Source organism: Clostridioides sp. LIBA-2809 (assembly GCF_056688965.1).
The window spans coordinates 4,241,187-4,259,094 of record NZ_CP197004.1; the positions used below are offsets into that span (position 1 = coordinate 4,241,187).

Sequence of the window (17,908 nt, forward strand, 5' to 3'; positions counted from 1 at the left end):
ACCATACCTATGACTTTTACATTGTTACTTTAAGACTAGATAGGTTTTATAAATTGTAAAATATTATGTAAGATTGAGCCAACTACGTTATAATCAATATTTGGGAAAGTTGCACCCTCTATACCAAGAGTTCCATAAACTGGATATAGTATAACTGGTAAAAATGCAAGTAATAATCCTACAACAAACGACCCTGCAATAGCTCCTCTCCATCCTCCTGAAGTATTACCAAATATCGCAGCTGTACCACCTGAAAAGAAACATATATGAGCAGCTGGAATAATTACTACAGGGAATATACTAGGAAATGATGCCATAATAACAATTGCTAATAGACCCGCAGCATATGCTGATATAAAGCCAATAATAACTGCATTTGGTGCATATGGAAATACTGTTGGAACATCAAGTGCAGGACGTGAACCTGGAATATATTTTTCTGAAATAATTACGAATGCCGCAGTTATTTCAGCTAAGAACATACGAACACCTGACATCAGTATTGACATACCAGCTACAAATGTAAATGCCTCTATAAGTGGAAATACTAACCAATGTGTTGAACCAGCGATTTCTTGAGTAAATGCCTGTCCAGCTTTTAATGTTGCAATATAAAATAAGATTAACATAACTATAGATAGACCCATTAAAAAGTCTCTAAATATTGATAACCACTTAGGAAATTCTATAGTTTCTGTTGTATCATCTTTATGCTTTGAAAATAAACGTCCTATATATCCTGATAGACCATAACCAATCATATTGAAGTGACCAATGGCTTGTTCATCTCCACCTGTCAATTCACGCATAAATGGCTGACAAAATTGAGGTAGTGCAGCAGACATAAATCCTAAAATAACTCCACCTATTAAAATAGTGATTGTATTATCGAATCCATGTGCTTTCATGATTAAAACTAATACACAAGAAAAGAATAAACTATGACCTGTTGTAAAGAAAATATTTTTAAACTTTGTAATACGTGCAAAAACTAAATTTAATATAAATCCAAGAATTAATGTACATGAAACTGCAAAACCGTATGTACTTTGTGCAAGTGCTGTAGCTGCTTCTGGTGAAGCTATAACACCAGTAATTCCAAACCCATGTTGGAACAATTTATTGAAATTCTGAAGTGCACCAGTCATAGCAGATGCACCAATACCAAATATTAGAAAGCCAATAAGCGTTTTTGAAGACCCAGTAAATACTTCAACAGCTGATTTCTTTTGAAGAATCAATCCTATACATGCAACTACACCAAGCAAAACAGCAGGTGTACTCAACAAACTAATAATAAACTCCATAAACATTCCTCCCTATTCTCTTAAATTTATCCCTCTTTTGAAGCAAGGAATTTTTCTAGTGCCGCCTTAATCTCGTTACGGTCAACAATATTACGAATTCCAATTATATCGAATTTCAAATTTTTCTTTTTTAATTCTTCAGCAACATCAATTAATGTTTCTACAGCATCTCCATTGAATCCATTTAATGAATCCAATGAACCATGTTCTACTTCGATTGGAAAGTTATTTTCTTTAATAATTTGTTGAGTTTTTATTTTTAACATTAAACTTGAGCCAACTCCTGCTCTACATGCGATTAAAATTTTATACATTATTAAATCCTCCTTTATAATTCGTGTCTTTTTATAAAATCAATAATTTCTTTACCTTCTTTAGCAGTATCCAACACACTAAAGAATTCATCTTGTTCCAATAATTCAACCAGTTCAGACATAGCACGTAAATGACTATTATTATCTACTGCACTTAAACAAAATACATATTTTACAGGGTCATTTTCATCATTTCCAAACTTAATAGGGCTATCTAAAGTAGCAATACCTATTGCAATCTCTTTTGAGCCAGCCTCTGGTCTAGCATGTGGAAGTGCCACATGTTTTGTAATTACTATGTATGGCCCAGATACTTTTGCTGAGTCAATCATGGCATCTACATATCCCTCAGTTACTTTATTGTTTTCAACTAAAACAGAAGCTGATTGTCTAATAGCATCCTCCCAATTCTTAGCTTTTATCTTTAATTTTATTAGTGTTTCACTAGTAATCTCACTTAGCATAGGCCCCTCTCCTTCCTTAGATGTAAAATTCTCTATTTGTGCAAAATAAGCTAATAACTCGCTTGAAAGCATACTTTCAGAAGTTACTTTTGCATATTTTTTTATTATATTCATAACCTCATCTATCTTAGGTTGTCTTAAAAAAATATCTCCCAATTGAATGTACACTTCACGTGTAATCTTATATTTTTCTTTTGTGGTCATAACAGGACTTACTTTAATTACTGGTACATCTGTCTTTAGACTCTCTGTATTATAATTAGTAGTAAATACAATGTCTACAGGTTCACTTATATTTTCCAAACCAACTGATTCTGACATTGGTATAAAATGCAAGTCAGGAAATAAGTTTGTAAGTTCTGCATGTAAAATAGCTGAACTCCCAACACCATTTGAACAAACTATTAATGCTATTCTTTTTCTAAAGTCTTCGAATTCCTTTTTATTTGAAAAAAGAGTTGCAAAATGCATTGTTAAGTATGCTAATTCCTCTTCTTGAATTTCTTCTCCAAATAATCCACAAAACTCTTTCATTGAATTACTTACAATTCTATAAACTAATCTATATTCTTCTTTTACCTTTTCACAAATTGGATTATAAATAGGCAATTTAAACAAAAGTCTATAATAAGCTGGTCTAAAATGAGAATATAATTGTTTAAATATCTTTTCTTGACTTATATAATAAACCCCACTTAAATATCCAAACCTTGTCATCATTTTATTTACAATTTCTGAAATTACAGCCTTATCTTCTGTATCTTCTTCATAATTTCCTACTGATATACCTAAAATCCAAGCACTAATATACATTATATTATGAGGTCTTATCTTTTCTTCACTTTCATATACTTCTAATAATTCCTTAGCAAATTTATATTCCTTCATTGAACTCATAACCGAAATATTAGGAATATCTATATTTTCTTGAGTAACTATTCTAGTTGAACACATCCTTGCTTTTAGAAAGATAAATATATATATAAATTCTATTAATCTATCTTCAACAAAATTAATTTCGTATCTTTTTATGAGCTTTAATATAATTTGTTTGGCTTCTTCAAAACTATCTAAATTATATTCTTCAATAAAAATATCAAATACTCTTGAGCTCTTCTCATTAGACAGAGTTTCTATAATATTCTTAATAAGTACCCTTCTAATTTCCATTTCATTTCCAACTAAATAATAACCACTTATACGATTGTTCTTAACATATATGCCTTTTTTTTCAAGATTTGGTATTAAATCCTTAAAATCAAGATTTACAGTAGACCTACTCACTTTTATAGAATTTGTAAAATGGTTAATTGAGATATCCTCCATGTTAATAAAAAGCATTAGGTACATATATAAAAGTCTTTCTTCTTTACTAAAGTAATAAGTATTCTTAGAATAGTTTTTTTCTAAAATTTCTTTAATTACTTTTTTAGTTTCTTTTCTAACGATAATATCTTTATCAGCTCTTAAACATATAAGTGGTACTTTTTTTACTTTAAGCATGTCATTGATTTTATTTATTCTATAAGTAATTTGCCTCTTTGATGAGTTGGATTCTTCTTGTAATCCATTAGCTGTAATCAATGTGCTATTTAATAAAATCTGGAGAATTGATACAATTTCTTTGTCCACTACCATTAATCCCTACTTTCTTATTAAGATTAGTCTTCATATTATCATTGGATTCTTTCATCACCTCCACAATATTTATTTTATTGGAGAATTTTATTGTTTTCAATTTCATTTAAGTATAACTTTTGTTTTAGATTGAGACAAAAATTATACTTATCTAAAATAGATACCATATTACAATTGTAGATTTTATAAATAAAAAAGGTTTCTTTAGTAAAGAAACACAAGAAAACTGATTTTATAAATAAAAATCATATTCACTTTTAGCACATTATTTCACTTAAAAAGCACATTAATTTAAAATAAAATTGATGTGCCTTATCCTACTTATATAATTCTAATACACTAGATTTGTCCATTAACTTTTACTCTAGTATCATACTTTTCTAAAATTAATCTGTCTAAATACAAGATTCAGTAACTTATACTTCTTATGATTTTAATATTTTAATCCAAGTAGATTACAATTTTTTATTATAAGTAGTCTATACTTATTTCATTCTTTTAAGGGTTTCATCCAATGAAATACATTCTGCATATCTTCCATCCCATATGAGTTCATTGTAGTATTTATATGACTGTTCTGCTGACATAAATGAATTATCAACAGTTGTATTCGAATAAGCCGGAACTATTATGTTAAAACCATGTTCAAATCCACATTTTATAGTTGCATCAATACAGTAATCTGTTTGAAGTCCAACGATAATTATATATTTTTCACCCTTATTTGTTAAATATTCTAATAGACCAGTTTCTTTAAAAGCGCTGTTTACTTCTTTATCAAATATTTTTTCTTTATCGTATGGTTTAAATTTTTCATATATCTCAAAACCATTTTTACCCTTAGTCAACTCATTTTCAGCCCCATCATCATGACGTACATATATTATCTCTATGTTATTTTTTCTAGCTGTATCAATCAAGTTTTCTACATTTGCTACAAATCCATTAAAATTATATAACTCTTCATTTGTTATTAGTTTTTGTGTATCGACTACCAATAAAACCATATTTATCCCTCCTTGAATCTCTTTTAAAATTTCTTTATATTTTACCATAAAAAGTAAATACAATCTTATGTAGTCTTTCATTTCTTTTATAGTATATTTTCCTATAGTGTATTCTCCAAAATATTTTTTAATTTTTTACCTTTAAGATACTCTTTCATATATTTTAAATTTTATCTCACAAGATTTTCTAGACATAAAAATATTCCCTTCATGGTAACAGTTTTATTATTTCAACTTTCTATCATAAAAGGAATATCTCAATTTTTAAATACACTCTAAACACTTTTTAATAAATATCTTATAAATTTTTATCTCATTGGAATATATCCACGATACTGTGAATATGCATCCATAGTAGCTATATCACCTAAAAATACTGATGCGATATTGAATTGTGGCTTTAGATATGGAAACTCCTCTTCTTGTGCCCATTCTGGCTTTTTAATAAATGATTTTGCCTCTTCAACCACAGCTTTATACCATTCTTCTTCTCCTTCAAACCATAGTTCTACTACACGGTCAAAAGCAGTTGCTCCATAGTTAATCATAATTTTACTACTTACAAAACGATTAACATAACAGCAGTTTGTAAAGTATGGAACTACCTCATCATAGAACCATTTTTCCCCTTCTTCTTTAGAAATGCCCTCTGGATACTTAATCATAAATTGCCAACGATAGTTTGGTCCATCTTGCACAGTACGTCCTTTTCCTCTAAAATCTTCTTCCCAGTTTATTGGAACAAAAGCAAATATAAATGGTGGACATCCGTTGTCCCCACCTACTGCACGTCCTGCATCTCCACTTTCTGCATTCTCATGAACTTTTTTATTTTCCACATCTGGTATACATCCTTGCCAACGAAGAACATCCATAGGCATGTACTCTGTCATAATTCTATTTGCCATTTCAGGCATATGCTCATCCACAATCCAATAATGCTCTGTTAATTGCATCTTACGTACCCCAAAGCGTTCTCCTTCATTCGGTGTAGGATATGCTTGATAAAAAGCATATTTAGTACAATATGGTCCAAAATTACTAATACTATCTGGAATATGGTAACGATATAACCAGTCCATTAATTTAGGTCTATACTCTTCCTTAGCAAGCCCTACGTATATTAAACTTCTCATTATTTTAAATTCAAATCCCATAAACATTCTCCTATAATCAAATTATATTCACATGCTTCAATTTTTCTCTTTTTTATCTTTGTTCAAAATACCTCTAGTAAACAAATCTACACCTGCTCCCACATACCACACTCCTACTGCCATAGCTATAGCAATTTGAATACAAGTGTCCTGTAAATTAATAATATTTTCACCTGTCATGATAGTTAGACCTATAGCCCAACCACAAAGCCATGATGGTAAGAAAATTATTTTTTCAAATAAAGATGCAATTATAACTGCAAAGAATCCCAATATACTAAGTGTTAAAAATAATTCTAGGTTTTGATTGAAATTTATATGTTCCATAATTAAAATGGCCAAAAGTGCCCATAAATCTCCACACCAAAACCCAAACATTATTTTTAATCCATCTTTTTGTTTATTACCATTAGTTACATATAACCCTGCACAAATTAATGCTACTGCTCCAGTTTTTATTCCTATATAAGGTGCTAATACTGCCCATAAAGGAGGTAATAAAGCAATTCCTATGGATAGTGTTAATATTTCTTTTTTCTTTCTATCCATTTTCTATATTGTAATTAGTAAATTTTCTAGTTTGTCTCATTCCTATTAGCTTAATTGCTATTGGACTTATAATTATAGATGCTACAAAATAACTTAGGTATAGTGGTATTATTAGTACTACAACTGACACGATAAGTGCTATGGGTATATTTTTTACTGTATTGATAGCTACAGTTTGTCTAAAGCACGGCTTTTCATTCATATAATAAGCCTCCTATAACACTCCTTAAAAAAGAGTCTTTATATTTCAATTATTCTCCTAACGAAACTTCAACTTGCTTTTCTTTAGTTAATGGTTCTATAAAATTATAAGCTACTTTTCTTTCTTTAAATTCTGGTGTTTTACGAATTTCTGCATAATGACCTTCCATTTGTTTAATATCATCTCCATGTATAAACTTACCTGGTAAAGTATCATGAGCATGACCTAATTGCTCTTTTGGAAAACTAAATACAGTTTTTCCATTTGCTGTATCCAATTCTCCAACTATACCACATAGAGCACATATTGATTTTTTAGTACCTGGTTCAAGGTAGAATAGCCTATTATGGCAATGTGGACAGACTCCTTCTTCTCCTTGGTATGAAGCTTTTTCAAAATCTTTTGCTGCTTCAACTATATTTATTCCTATTTGACGAACTTGAGCAAGTTTTTCATCATTCATGACTAGTTCCTTTGCCCATGGAAACCAAGCATTATCTATCACTTTCCACATTGGTATTAGAGCTAACATAGCATGCTCACATTGAACTCTTGTACCCCAGTCTGAACCACCTATTCCCATAAATGATATTACTTTATCTTTAAGAATCCTTGGGTCTGGAATTTTTCCTCCTGTAGCTTCTGCAACTTTTGTTCCTATAATATTATTTCCTTTATCTACTCTTGGCCCAAAACGATCCATTATCGTATGAAATAATCCTGATGCTCCTTCTTCGAATATTGGGTCTGAAGCTACTATCCCATCTGCATCTTTCATTTTGTCAAGTAGCCACTCAAAATCATCTTTTAGTACACACATACTACCTTTTCCAGATAATAAAGTCTTAACACATGCACAGCACCCAGTACAATGTTTAATATTAAGAGATGACATTTGAATAAATTCTACTTCAGCTCCTGCTTCTTGAGCTCCTTTAAGTGCTACTTTACACATTGTGTCATTATTTCCATTTTTTGTTCCGAAAGAAATACCTAATATTTTCATTTTTAACTCTCCCTCTTCAGTATTTATTAATCTTCTTTCATTTTTAATATATAGAATCCATCATCTAGAGCATCTATAATGATGTATCCTCTATCATCAACAATAATATCTTCTGTTACTGCCAAACGTGGTCCAGGGAATCCTGGAAAATAAGACTCTTCTGGCGTTTTATTTGGATTTGGTGGTATGAAATATGCTAACTCTTTGATGTAATATGGGTCTGATACATCATAAACTCTTAAACCTGCGTGGAAATAACAACAATATAATCTATCTCCTCTTTGCTCTAGCCATGGTTTATTATCCATTGGTTCATGAAGATTATGTGGGCCAAATGGTCCTGGCTTTCCTAGACCTGCAACATTAAAATTAGGATAAGGAAAATCCTTTGGTACTTCAGGATATGGGAATTGAGCAATTAATGTTGGCTTTGTTGGATTACTAACATCAACCATATGTATATTGTTCATGGCTTGAACATCTGTGATACTATCTGGTTTAAAAAATTGAAATCGCTCTCCTTCATTTTGAACAACTACTAAATCCCTTCCTGGTAATGGTAGTGCTGTATGAGTTCTTGCTCCTGCAAGTCTACTAGAAAATGCAGGCATAAATGGTAATTCACCTAAACATCTTGGTCTTGTTAAATCCTCAACATCTAACACAACTAATCCAGCTCCACCATAACCACAATATGCTTTTTCATCTCTTACAAATGGAGGCCCATGAAGCCATCCTTTATCCATAAATTCTGGGCAATGAGGTGCTCCTGGATCAAATGTCTTATTTGGATATCCATCTGCGTATTGGTCTGGTCTCCACCACTTGCCTATTTCTACTGGATTAGTTGGATCTATTATATCTATGATTCTGTAAATCATACCTTCAAATCCAACACAGTCACTTGATAAATGTACATATCTTCCACCATTATACATAAATCTATGAACACCCATCACATGCTTTAATCCACAATCCCAATATCCTAAAAACTTAGGATTTAAAGGGTCTTCTTTTAAACTATATATTCTAATTCCTGCTTCACACTTAATACTTGATAATTTAGCTTGGTCAACAAGAGCTCCTGGTCCACTTCCACAGCTCATAGCTACTATCATTAAATCATCTGCTATTTGAATTTTTGGAGTTGTTGTTGTAGGATACTCTTTTGGGTCTAACATTTGAAAATGCTTTATAAATTGTGGATTATAAGGATTTGTAATATCACTAATCATTACTCCATTTTTCTTACTTCCGCCAAAACAGCATCCATATAAATAGTATTTTTCATCTCTTTTGTACAGAGCCATTTGAAACATTCCACAAGTTCCATCTAAGTTATTAAAGGAACAAACTTCAAGATTTTTAATATAACCGTTATTTCCTTTACCTTTTGCATAAAATTTATCTTCCATTTTTTCTCCCTTCTCATTTAAGGTATTATCAATTGATATACTTTCATTTTATGAGATAAACTTACTTAAATCCAATATCGTTTTCATGGGAATATATAAGTTATTCTTATTAATAAATTTATAAAATCTAGTGTGAAAATATGTTTAAAATATATATTTTTATACAAATATTTTTCAATATCCTTTAAAAGTAAATTTTCTTATACTATAATAAGTTTTAATTATATATAAATGATGTTTACGAACAATCAAGTTTAAATAGGGGTGATTATTTGAATACTAAACAATTAGAATATTTTATATCTGTAGCAGAAAGCCTAAGTTTTACCAAAACAGCAGAAAAATTTTATATTTCCCAAACTGCTGTTACACAGCAAATAAAAGCTTTAGAAGAACAAATAAATGTAACTCTATTTACAAGAAGTAAACGACATGTTGAACTAACACCTGCTGGAAAAGTTTTTTTATCTGAGGTACGTACTATAATAAAAAATATAGATGATGCTATTACAAAAACACAGCAATTTGCACATGGTTTTTTTGGAACTTTAAGTATAGGAATTTTAATAGGATATGAAAAAAACAAATTTCAACAATATTTAAAAGAATTTTCTAATATATACCCTAATATATCTATGGAAATTTGTACTAATGAAATAACTGAACTTTTAAACTTAGTAAAAAATAATTTTATGGACCTTGCATTTGTAATTAATCCAGAAAATCAACCATTAAAAGATTTTGAATATAAAACTGTAGAAAGGTATTCCTTGGTAGCTCTTTTACCCCCTGGTCATCCACTTTGCAATGAGGATTATATTGATTTAATTGAACTACAACATGAGAAATTTATTTTTGTAAAAGAAACAGGAGATGAATATGGTCAAAAATCCATGATACAGAATAGATATCGTGAAGCAGGATTTGTGCCTAATGTAGTTCAACGTTCAAATAATCTTAACACTATTGAATCACTAGTAGCATCTAATATGGGGATATCCATTTTACCTTCATTTTGTGTTCTAGATACTATGATAGAACATGGTATTGCAATAGTACCTATAAAAGAAGTAGAAGATAGAATTGAAGTTGTAGTTGTATGGAATAAAAACAATACAAACCCAGCATTAGAAAAATTTATTTCTATAGTATAAAATTAATTATAAAAATAGCATTAACCACTTTTATATGGTTAATGCTATTTTCTACTTAATTATATTAATTAGGTTTACCAAAACATCAATAATGGAACACTATAAATATGATATAAAAATATTATCTCAATACATCTAATTTCTCATTGTTCATCAATCTAAATACATGATTTGTATTTATTAAGGAACTATCGCCATAAGTTGTATGAGCTAACACTGAACTAGCAACTCCAAATTCAACAATATCTTCATTTCTCATCTTTTCCAAATATGAATATATAATTCCTGCTACATATCCATCCCCAGCACCTACTCTATCGTATATTTCTAGTTTATATTCCTTACTTTCAAAATAGCCATCATTATTTGATATGTATCCCTTTATAAATCTATTGTTCATATTATCAAATCTTCTCATAGTTCCAGCTACAATTTCTATATTATACTCTTTTCTAATTAATTCTGAACTCCATTTTATATCTAAAGTATCTATATTAAGTATTTTATTTATATCTCTATAACTAGCAAATAATCCGTGACAATATGGCAGTATTTTTTTATAATCGTTTACTAAATCATCATAAGTCTTATCTGGATTTAGTGATTGTCTAAAATTAAAATCAAAGAATACTTTTATTCCCTTTTCATAAGATTCTTTAGCTAGTTGTAAAGCAATATGTTTAACTGAATCTGTAAGTTGCATAGCAATACCACAAATATGAACCACATCAATTCCTTCTAAACATTTATCAATATCATAGTCTTGTATCCTACTCTCGCAAAATGAACTATTTAACCTATTTAAGTAAGTCACTTCTGAAGGTCTTTCCCCATATCCACTTTCAAGAAAGTATACCCCCATATGATTTCCTCCATATGTAATAAAGTCATCTTTTACTCCAAACTTTCTTATGTTTGCACTTGATGCTTTACCTACATTGTTATTAGGTAACTTTGTTAACATATAGGTATTATATCCAAAGTTTTTAAGTCCAGATAATATATTTAACCCTGTACCTGTAATTACATAATTTAGTTGGTCAGTTTGTGTTAAAAATTTATAATCAGGTACTGAAAGTCTCATCATTATTTCACCAAAAGCTAATATATTCATAAATCTATCCCAATAATTCTTTCATTATTTTATAAAGTGTTTTTATATCTTCTACTTTTGTATCACCTGTTACTTTATCGATTATTGATGTATAAACATGAGGTATGACCTTTTCTACACCATTATCAAGTGCAATTTGAACTATCTCTTTAAAGTTATCTAAGTCTATGCCTCCTGTTGGCTCTAGATAAAAATTATGTTCTGCACAAGCTTTTACAACTTCTATATATTCATCTTTTGTTTCAAGCCCTCTCATTGGGAAAAACTTAACTGAACTTCCTCCCATATCCTTCATCATAGCTATGGCTGTTTCTATAGGAACTATGCCATCTTCCTCCTTTGAACTTAATGGACCTGTAGATATCTTTACAAATCCTGGTTTACCAGTTGGAGAAACTAATCCATTTATTATACTATCATTTTGACTAAGTAATGCTCTAGATGTAGCTACACCTGTAAATACTTGATTTATATGTTGTGGTTGAAGTTCTTTAGAAATTTGAGATACCATATTTGACTGATTCGGATCTCCAGCTCCAAGACCTACAGATACTGCATTATCTATTTCCTTTGAGTATTTTTTCATATCTTCAATAGCTGCTTCTACAGTACTATAATTCTTCGATAATACTCCTACTAATACATGCCCATCACAAGCATCATATATTTCTTTGGCGTTTTTTATACTTCCTGCAAGAACATTTAAACAAACTCTATCTTTATAATATTTTGGCGTACAATTCATATCACTTACCCCCGTTAGTAAAATTTAATAAATCTTTATAATTTTATTTATCTTATTTTCTATTTTTCTATTATCTCTTTTATTCTATTATAAATAATATCTAAATCATCTTCACTCACGCTTCTTATATCAACCTCTATATTGCCTTCATTAGACTTATAATCTCGAGTGTATATAGCTATCTTTCCACCTCTAAGTTCGTTTATAATTTGTTGTGTTGATTTATTTATTATATCTTCATTAAAATTAATCTCTCCACGTAATATTTCTCTCCCTGCTGAGTCTCTAGTTATATTCGCACTAACCCCTTTTAAAGTATTTATCTTATCTATAAATGGATTTAACTTATCCTCCATTTCTTTTAAAGTTACTTTAGCACTATTCACATATCTCTCAATTGCGCATGTTAAACCTATTATATTTTCTTTTCCTATTTTCATAGCTCTTCCAATACCCTTTGATTGAAGCTTTACATTATCTATGTATTTTTTCCTACCTATTACTAACCCTGAACTAGGACCCTCTATAGCCTTTGCACCACTGTATATAACTAAATCTGCTCCTAATTCATAGTATACTTTTAAATCTTCCTCTGCTGCTGCATCTACTATTAAAGGTAGGTTGTATTCTTTGGAAACTTGCACTGCATCTAATACACTTAGCATACTCTTTTGAACACAATGATGAGATTTAATATACATAATTGCTGCTGTATTGTCATTTATCTCTCTTATTATATGTTCCTTACTGCACATATTACTATAACCAGCCTCAACAACTTCTCCACCACCAAGTCTTATCATTGTTTCTACTGGAACTCCATAGTCAACATTGTGTCCTTTAGGAATTATTATTTCCCTTTTAATTTGTTTCTTAGGGTTATTTATATTGTAAATTAAATTTATATCATCCTTTGCTATTATTGCACCTACACTCTGTGCAATTCCAGCAGATGCACTAGAAACTATTACTGCACTTTCACAGCCTAATAAACTCGATATATATTCACCAGTTTTATTTACAAGCTCTTCTACTATGAAGAAATTTTCACACCCTTGACCTATTGCTTCAATAACTTCCTTATCTAATGTTGACACCCCTAGTATAGTCATCTTACCTGAAGCATTTATAACACGTCTTACAGAGTACTTTTCAAATATACTACTCATACAATCAGCCTCTCCCATCTATACATTCTATTTTATGGACTAACATATATTCAAATACTCTCCATTTATTACTACAGCCCTTGGTTTTATGGACGTATTTGTGATTACTGAATTATTCAAAGAATCTTGAAGCTCTTTTTCTTCATTTACTACATCAAATATAGTTAAATCAGCATCATATCCTTTTTTTATTAAACCTTTATTTTTCAAATTTATTGCATTTGCTGCATTTTTAGTAACCTTATTTATTATATCTTCAAGTGAGTAACCCATATATATAAACTTTTCCATTGTTGTAGATAAACTATATACTGGACCATTTATTCTATTTTTAATATATATATCTGTACTTATGGTATCTGGAAAAAGTCCTGCATCTTTAGCTTTCATTGCAACATCCATACTAAAACTTTCTGTTCCATGACCTACATCAAGGATTATACCTCTTTTCCTAGCTTCTATAATTTCCTCTTTAAGTTTATTACCTTTCAATATTCCATTTGGTTTTCCGTTATATATATGAGTTAATATATCACCTTTTTCCATATATCCTAATATATCCTCTATAGTTGGAGGAGAACTGCCAAAGTGAACCATCATAGGTAGATTAAGTTCTTTTTTAATTCTTTTAGCTAACTTCAAAGGTTCAATACCATTTGAAATTACAACACTTTTACTCATTCTAGCTTTGATTCCAATAATAAAGTCTTTATATTTTTTAACTGCATATTTAAGCGCCTCCTCATCTATGCTCATCATATTTGAAAGTTCATCTTGAGACGTTATTCCCTGCTTTGCAATATTTATCAAAGCATACACATTTGTTTTGTACTTTTTAGTATCCTCATAAAATTTTTCTATATCTAAAGCACCTGTTGTCCCTGTATCTACCACAGTGGTAACTCCACTTTTTATTCCAACCTCATCAGGATAATCCTTATAAATCTCTAACCTTTCATAGCAGTGTGTATGTATATCTATCCATCCTGCACTAATAAATGTCTCTCCATACAGCTCTATGATTTGGCTTGCTTGATACTTAGAATCATCTATATTATTTGTTACCTCTATTATTTTACCTTCTAATATAGCTATATCAATTATATGTTTATCTACTGTTTTTCCACCTTTGATTAATATGTCTATCTTCACTTTACTCTCCCTCTAAAATAATCTTAAATTTGCTCCAAGGTTCAATAAAGTCTAAAAGCATTATTTCATCTTCCTTTATTCTACCAACCCTATTTTTTCTTTCATCTTCACAGTCTTGAAGTATCAATTGTAATTCTCCTTTATACTTTCCAAAGTCATCATTACCAATCACTACGTCTCCTCTTTTAAAAACAGTACTGTTATCATGTTTAGGGAAATGTTCTTTAGCATATTTTTTTCTTACCTCTGTAGACCTGGCCACCTGGCTAGTTATGTCTCCTCTTCTAAAGTGTTGCTCTTTTATCATTATTATCTTTTCTACCTCAGAAATTTGCTCCTCAGCTACTACATTAAATACAATTTGATATTTATTTACTTCAGACATTCTTTTTAGTTCATCTTCACTTGCATATGCATTTCCTACAATCACATCATCAATCAAACCAGTTGCAAATAAGTGCTTAGTAGCTGTAGATATATCTAAATTTCTATGCATTTCAAGTGTGCACAATCCATCATTTATATCCCAAGGTCCTATCGTTGCATGTTTTGAATTAACAAAAGCAGCAGTTCTTATTCCATACTTTTTAAATCTATTTGAACATCTTACAAAGAAATCATAGGGTAAACCTGTACCCCTTTGAGGGTAAAAATTATGACAACCATATATATTATTTACATTTGGCTTGTACGTAATTATATTATCTAAGTATGCTACATCATTACTCATATTTAGCTCTACTTTTAAATCATATGGATTAAAAGAAATCATGGCTTCTTTACTTCCATCATATCCATAGTCAAGTCTTATTCCACTAGCATTTAACTCATTGAAGAATGTTAAATCATCATAAGATATTTCTAATATATCAAATATATTTGGAGCTATATCAAGGATTACTTCAAATCCCAAGTCTCTTGCATAGGTTATAATCTCTTTAAAATGTTTTTTAACCTCTTCCTTTGGTCTTGTAATTGAAAGCATACACATAAATATTCTTTTAAATCCATACTTTGAAGCCATTTTTATATATGCTTTATCATCTTTCATATTACTATGTTCTGGATATACTGATATCCCTAATCTTCTTTCCATCTTTCTCCTCCTCAAGTTACATTTTTAAAGTATATAAATTATTAAAGGTGAAGGTAATTCCTCCTACCTTCACCTTTAATAATTTATAAGTTTCTTATATTTACAATACAAAACTTCTATTCTATGTATTTTTATAAACTTTCACTCATTTCTTCTTGCTCCCTTTGTAATTGTTGTTTTTCAAAAACCTTGAAGAATGGATAATAAACAACAAATGATATCACAAAGTTAATTAATACTAAGATACCTGCCATTATACTCCAGTTAGTACTCATTACAGCTGCTATTGGTGCTGGCATTGCAAAGGGTAGTCTTGCTACCATCATAGGTATAATCCCTGTAATAGTAAGAACATACGACAAAGCTGTCATTATCATAGGTCCAATTATAAATGGTATCCCTAGTATTGGATTCATAACTATTGGTGCTCCAAATATTATAGGCTCATTTATGTTAAATAGCCCTGGTAAAAATCCTAATCTACCTAAACTTTTTAGGTATTTTGACTTAGAAAACATAAACATTATAACTAATGCAAGAGTAGCTCCTGCTCCTCCTATCCATACATACCATTGTAAAAATTGTTCTGTAAATATATTTGGCATTGCATGAGCTGATACTCCTTCTGTGAATGCAGTTATATTTTCTGCTATGGACATATCCCATATAGGTCTTATTACTGGACCCATTATAGCTGGACCATGTATTCCAAGTACCCAGAATACTGTTATTAGGAATACTGTCAGCAGTCCACCACCCAAACTGTTTCCTGATAAGAATCCTTTTAAAGGTGATAACATAGAACTTAACGCTGTACTTATATCAAATCCTAATATATGTCTTATTACCCAGAATAACATTAACACCACTGCTGTTGGTAATAATGCAGTAAATGAGTTTGAAACCTCTGGTGGAACCCCTGCTGGCATCTTAATTGTAATATTCCTTTCCTTCATAAAACGATATATCTCAACTGTAATTAATGATGTTACAATTGCTCCAAATAGTGATGGCGAATTAAGTTTTGCCATATCCATCCATCTTCCAGCTTCTATAACTCCATTTATCGGTTCAATCACTTGAGTTGGAACTATTGTAGAAACCAAAAATGCCATAACTGCAAGCATACCAACACCTGTTGTATCTAGGTTGTAGCTTTTGGCAAGTGATGATGCTATTCCAAAAGTAGCATATAGAGATAAAAATCCTACAGTATATCTAAATGGTATATCTAATGTTGCCTTGAATGGAGCTATAAAATCCATATAAGCATCAATAGGTATGTTTAGTAATATTGTAAAAAATGAACCCACTATTGTTAGTGGTAAGGTTGCTATTATACCTGCCCTTACAGCTCTCATATGCCTTTGATTACTTATCTTCGCCGCTACAGGCATAACCTTACGTTCTAAAAAACTTGCGAAATTTTCCATAATTCCCCCCTGTATTAGTGATATTTTCCTTTATTTATAATTCAATAACTATTTCATAATAAAAATTAATTTTTATGTAATTGGTAATATCACTTATTTGCTTAAAAATATTATAACATTATAATGTTTAGTTGTAAACATTATAATGTTATAATATTTTATAAAGGAAATAAAAATCCTGAGCATATTATCACTTTAATAAGCTCAGGATTTTTATTATATTTCATATTTAATTACATAATTTTGTACTTCTGTATTATATCTTGCAAATGATAATTCAACTATGCTATCATTTTCATCATATGTTTTTCTCTTTCTTCCTAATAATTTGTCTTTCTCAAGATTTAGAGCCTTTGATATTTCTACTTCTGATTCTTCTATAAAAAATTCATCTTCAAATCTAGTTATGTTTATATTTCGTCTATATAAGTACATATATAAAGAACTGTGATTATTAAAGCTTTCAATAGTTAGATTTTCGTCAAAAGGTATATAATGAGTAAAATATATGTATGGTTTACTATTCAAGTAATACATTCTAGTAATCTTGCTACAGTTTTCTCCAAATATACAAAATTCTTGTGAGTTTGCATCATTTGTAATTTTTTCAATTGAAATAATCTCTTTAGATAACTTATGACCTTTAGATAAGAGTATACTTGAAAAAGAATCTGCTTTAGATAACTTATTAAAAAGACTATTACTTATTACTTTTGTACCTTTTCCACTTTTTTTCTCTACATATCCTTCTGATTCTAATATCTCAATAGCTTTTCTAATAGTAATTTTACTAACGCCAAACTCTTGCTCTAACTCTTTTTCTGTTGGAATATTTTCATCAATTTTATATTCATTATTTAATATTTTTTGCTTTAATATCTCTACAACTTGTATATATAATGGTTGATTTCTTAACATGATTCACCTCTTAGATTATATGTTATAATATTATAACATATAATCTTATACTTTAATAGTAGTATATA

Annotated in this window: 17 protein-coding genes; 1 reads left to right on the forward strand and 16 read right to left on the reverse strand. The window is 29.9% G+C overall.

All coding sequences use genetic code 11. The features are described from left to right. Positions 1-35 precede the first annotated feature (35 nt). From ACTG44_RS19975 to ACTG44_RS20015, 9 genes are all read right to left on the reverse strand, one after another. Entirely contained in the window at positions 36-1,307 is a 1,272-nt protein-coding gene (locus tag ACTG44_RS19975; protein WP_021386607.1) for a PTS ascorbate transporter subunit IIC, read from the reverse strand. Positions 1,308-1,333: 26 nt separating this feature from the next. Beyond that, positions 1,334-1,621 carry a PTS sugar transporter subunit IIB gene (locus ACTG44_RS19980; protein WP_021386611.1) on the reverse strand — a complete coding sequence of 96 codons (288 nt, stop codon included), beginning with the start codon at positions 1,619-1,621 and terminating at the stop codon, positions 1,334-1,336. Between the two features lie 14 nt (positions 1,622-1,635). Then, on the reverse strand, positions 1,636-3,723 hold the full coding sequence (locus tag ACTG44_RS19985) for a BglG family transcription antiterminator (protein WP_021386618.1): 2,088 nt from the start codon (positions 3,721-3,723) through the stop codon (positions 1,636-1,638). Between the two features lie 485 nt (positions 3,724-4,208). Next, entirely contained in the window at positions 4,209-4,730 is a 522-nt protein-coding gene (locus tag ACTG44_RS19990) for a cysteine hydrolase family protein (protein WP_479917821.1), read from the reverse strand. A 308-nt stretch (positions 4,731-5,038) separates the two neighbouring features. After that, entirely contained in the window at positions 5,039-5,893 is an 855-nt protein-coding gene (locus tag ACTG44_RS19995) for an acetyl-CoA hydrolase (RefSeq protein WP_079747094.1), read from the reverse strand. A gap of 30 nt (positions 5,894-5,923) precedes the next feature. Then, on the reverse strand, positions 5,924-6,436 hold the full coding sequence (locus ACTG44_RS20000; RefSeq protein WP_021386580.1) for a DUF1097 domain-containing protein: 513 nt from the start codon (positions 6,434-6,436) through the stop codon (positions 5,924-5,926). Beyond that, positions 6,429-6,638 (reverse strand): hypothetical protein, encoded by a 210-nt coding sequence (locus tag ACTG44_RS20005; protein ID WP_021386588.1) that lies wholly within the window; start codon positions 6,636-6,638, stop codon positions 6,429-6,431. The genes ACTG44_RS20000 and ACTG44_RS20005 overlap by 8 nt, the downstream gene beginning before the upstream one ends. 49 nt (positions 6,639-6,687) lie before the next feature. Then, positions 6,688-7,644 carry a flavodoxin family protein gene (locus tag ACTG44_RS20010; protein ID WP_021386584.1) on the reverse strand — a complete coding sequence of 319 codons (957 nt, stop codon included), beginning with the start codon at positions 7,642-7,644 and terminating at the stop codon, positions 6,688-6,690. A 26-nt stretch (positions 7,645-7,670) separates the two neighbouring features. Next, complete coding sequence (locus tag ACTG44_RS20015) at positions 7,671-9,059, reverse strand: LVIVD repeat-containing protein (RefSeq protein WP_479921090.1); 1,389 nt, start codon at positions 9,057-9,059, stop codon at positions 7,671-7,673. A gap of 272 nt (positions 9,060-9,331) precedes the next feature. On the opposite strand from ACTG44_RS20015, the gene ACTG44_RS20020 reads away from it, so the two are divergent. Next, positions 9,332-10,213 (forward strand): LysR family transcriptional regulator, encoded by an 882-nt coding sequence (locus ACTG44_RS20020; RefSeq protein WP_021386575.1) that lies wholly within the window; start codon positions 9,332-9,334, stop codon positions 10,211-10,213. 121 nt (positions 10,214-10,334) lie between these two features. On the opposite strand, the gene ACTG44_RS20025 is transcribed toward ACTG44_RS20020, so the two are convergent. From ACTG44_RS20025 to ACTG44_RS20055, 7 genes are all read right to left on the reverse strand, one after another. Next, positions 10,335-11,327 carry a sugar kinase gene (locus tag ACTG44_RS20025; protein ID WP_479921091.1) on the reverse strand — a complete coding sequence of 331 codons (993 nt, stop codon included), beginning with the start codon at positions 11,325-11,327 and terminating at the stop codon, positions 10,335-10,337. 4 nt (positions 11,328-11,331) lie between these two features. Continuing rightward, positions 11,332-12,072, reverse strand: a complete 741-nt coding sequence (gene dagF, locus ACTG44_RS20030; RefSeq protein ID WP_479921092.1) for a 2-dehydro-3-deoxy-phosphogluconate aldolase — start codon at positions 12,070-12,072, stop codon at positions 11,332-11,334. Positions 12,073-12,131: 59 nt separating this feature from the next. Next, entirely contained in the window at positions 12,132-13,241 is a 1,110-nt protein-coding gene (locus tag ACTG44_RS20035) for a DgaE family pyridoxal phosphate-dependent ammonia lyase (RefSeq protein WP_479919626.1), read from the reverse strand. 39 nt (positions 13,242-13,280) lie between these two features. Continuing rightward, positions 13,281-14,393 (reverse strand): amidohydrolase/deacetylase family metallohydrolase, encoded by a 1,113-nt coding sequence (locus ACTG44_RS20040; RefSeq protein ID WP_021386583.1) that lies wholly within the window; start codon positions 14,391-14,393, stop codon positions 13,281-13,283. Position 14,394: 1 nt separating this feature from the next. Further along, positions 14,395-15,489: a DUF871 domain-containing protein gene (locus ACTG44_RS20045; protein ID WP_021386605.1), complete on the reverse strand. Its 1,095-nt coding sequence runs from the start codon at positions 15,487-15,489 to the stop codon at positions 14,395-14,397. Between the two features lie 131 nt (positions 15,490-15,620). After that, positions 15,621-16,922 carry a PTS sugar transporter subunit IIC gene (locus ACTG44_RS20050; RefSeq protein ID WP_479921093.1) on the reverse strand — a complete coding sequence of 434 codons (1,302 nt, stop codon included), beginning with the start codon at positions 16,920-16,922 and terminating at the stop codon, positions 15,621-15,623. Positions 16,923-17,138: 216 nt separating this feature from the next. Then, complete coding sequence (locus tag ACTG44_RS20055; RefSeq protein ID WP_021386608.1) at positions 17,139-17,840, reverse strand: GntR family transcriptional regulator; 702 nt, start codon at positions 17,838-17,840, stop codon at positions 17,139-17,141. Between the last annotated feature and the right edge of the window lie 68 nt (positions 17,841-17,908).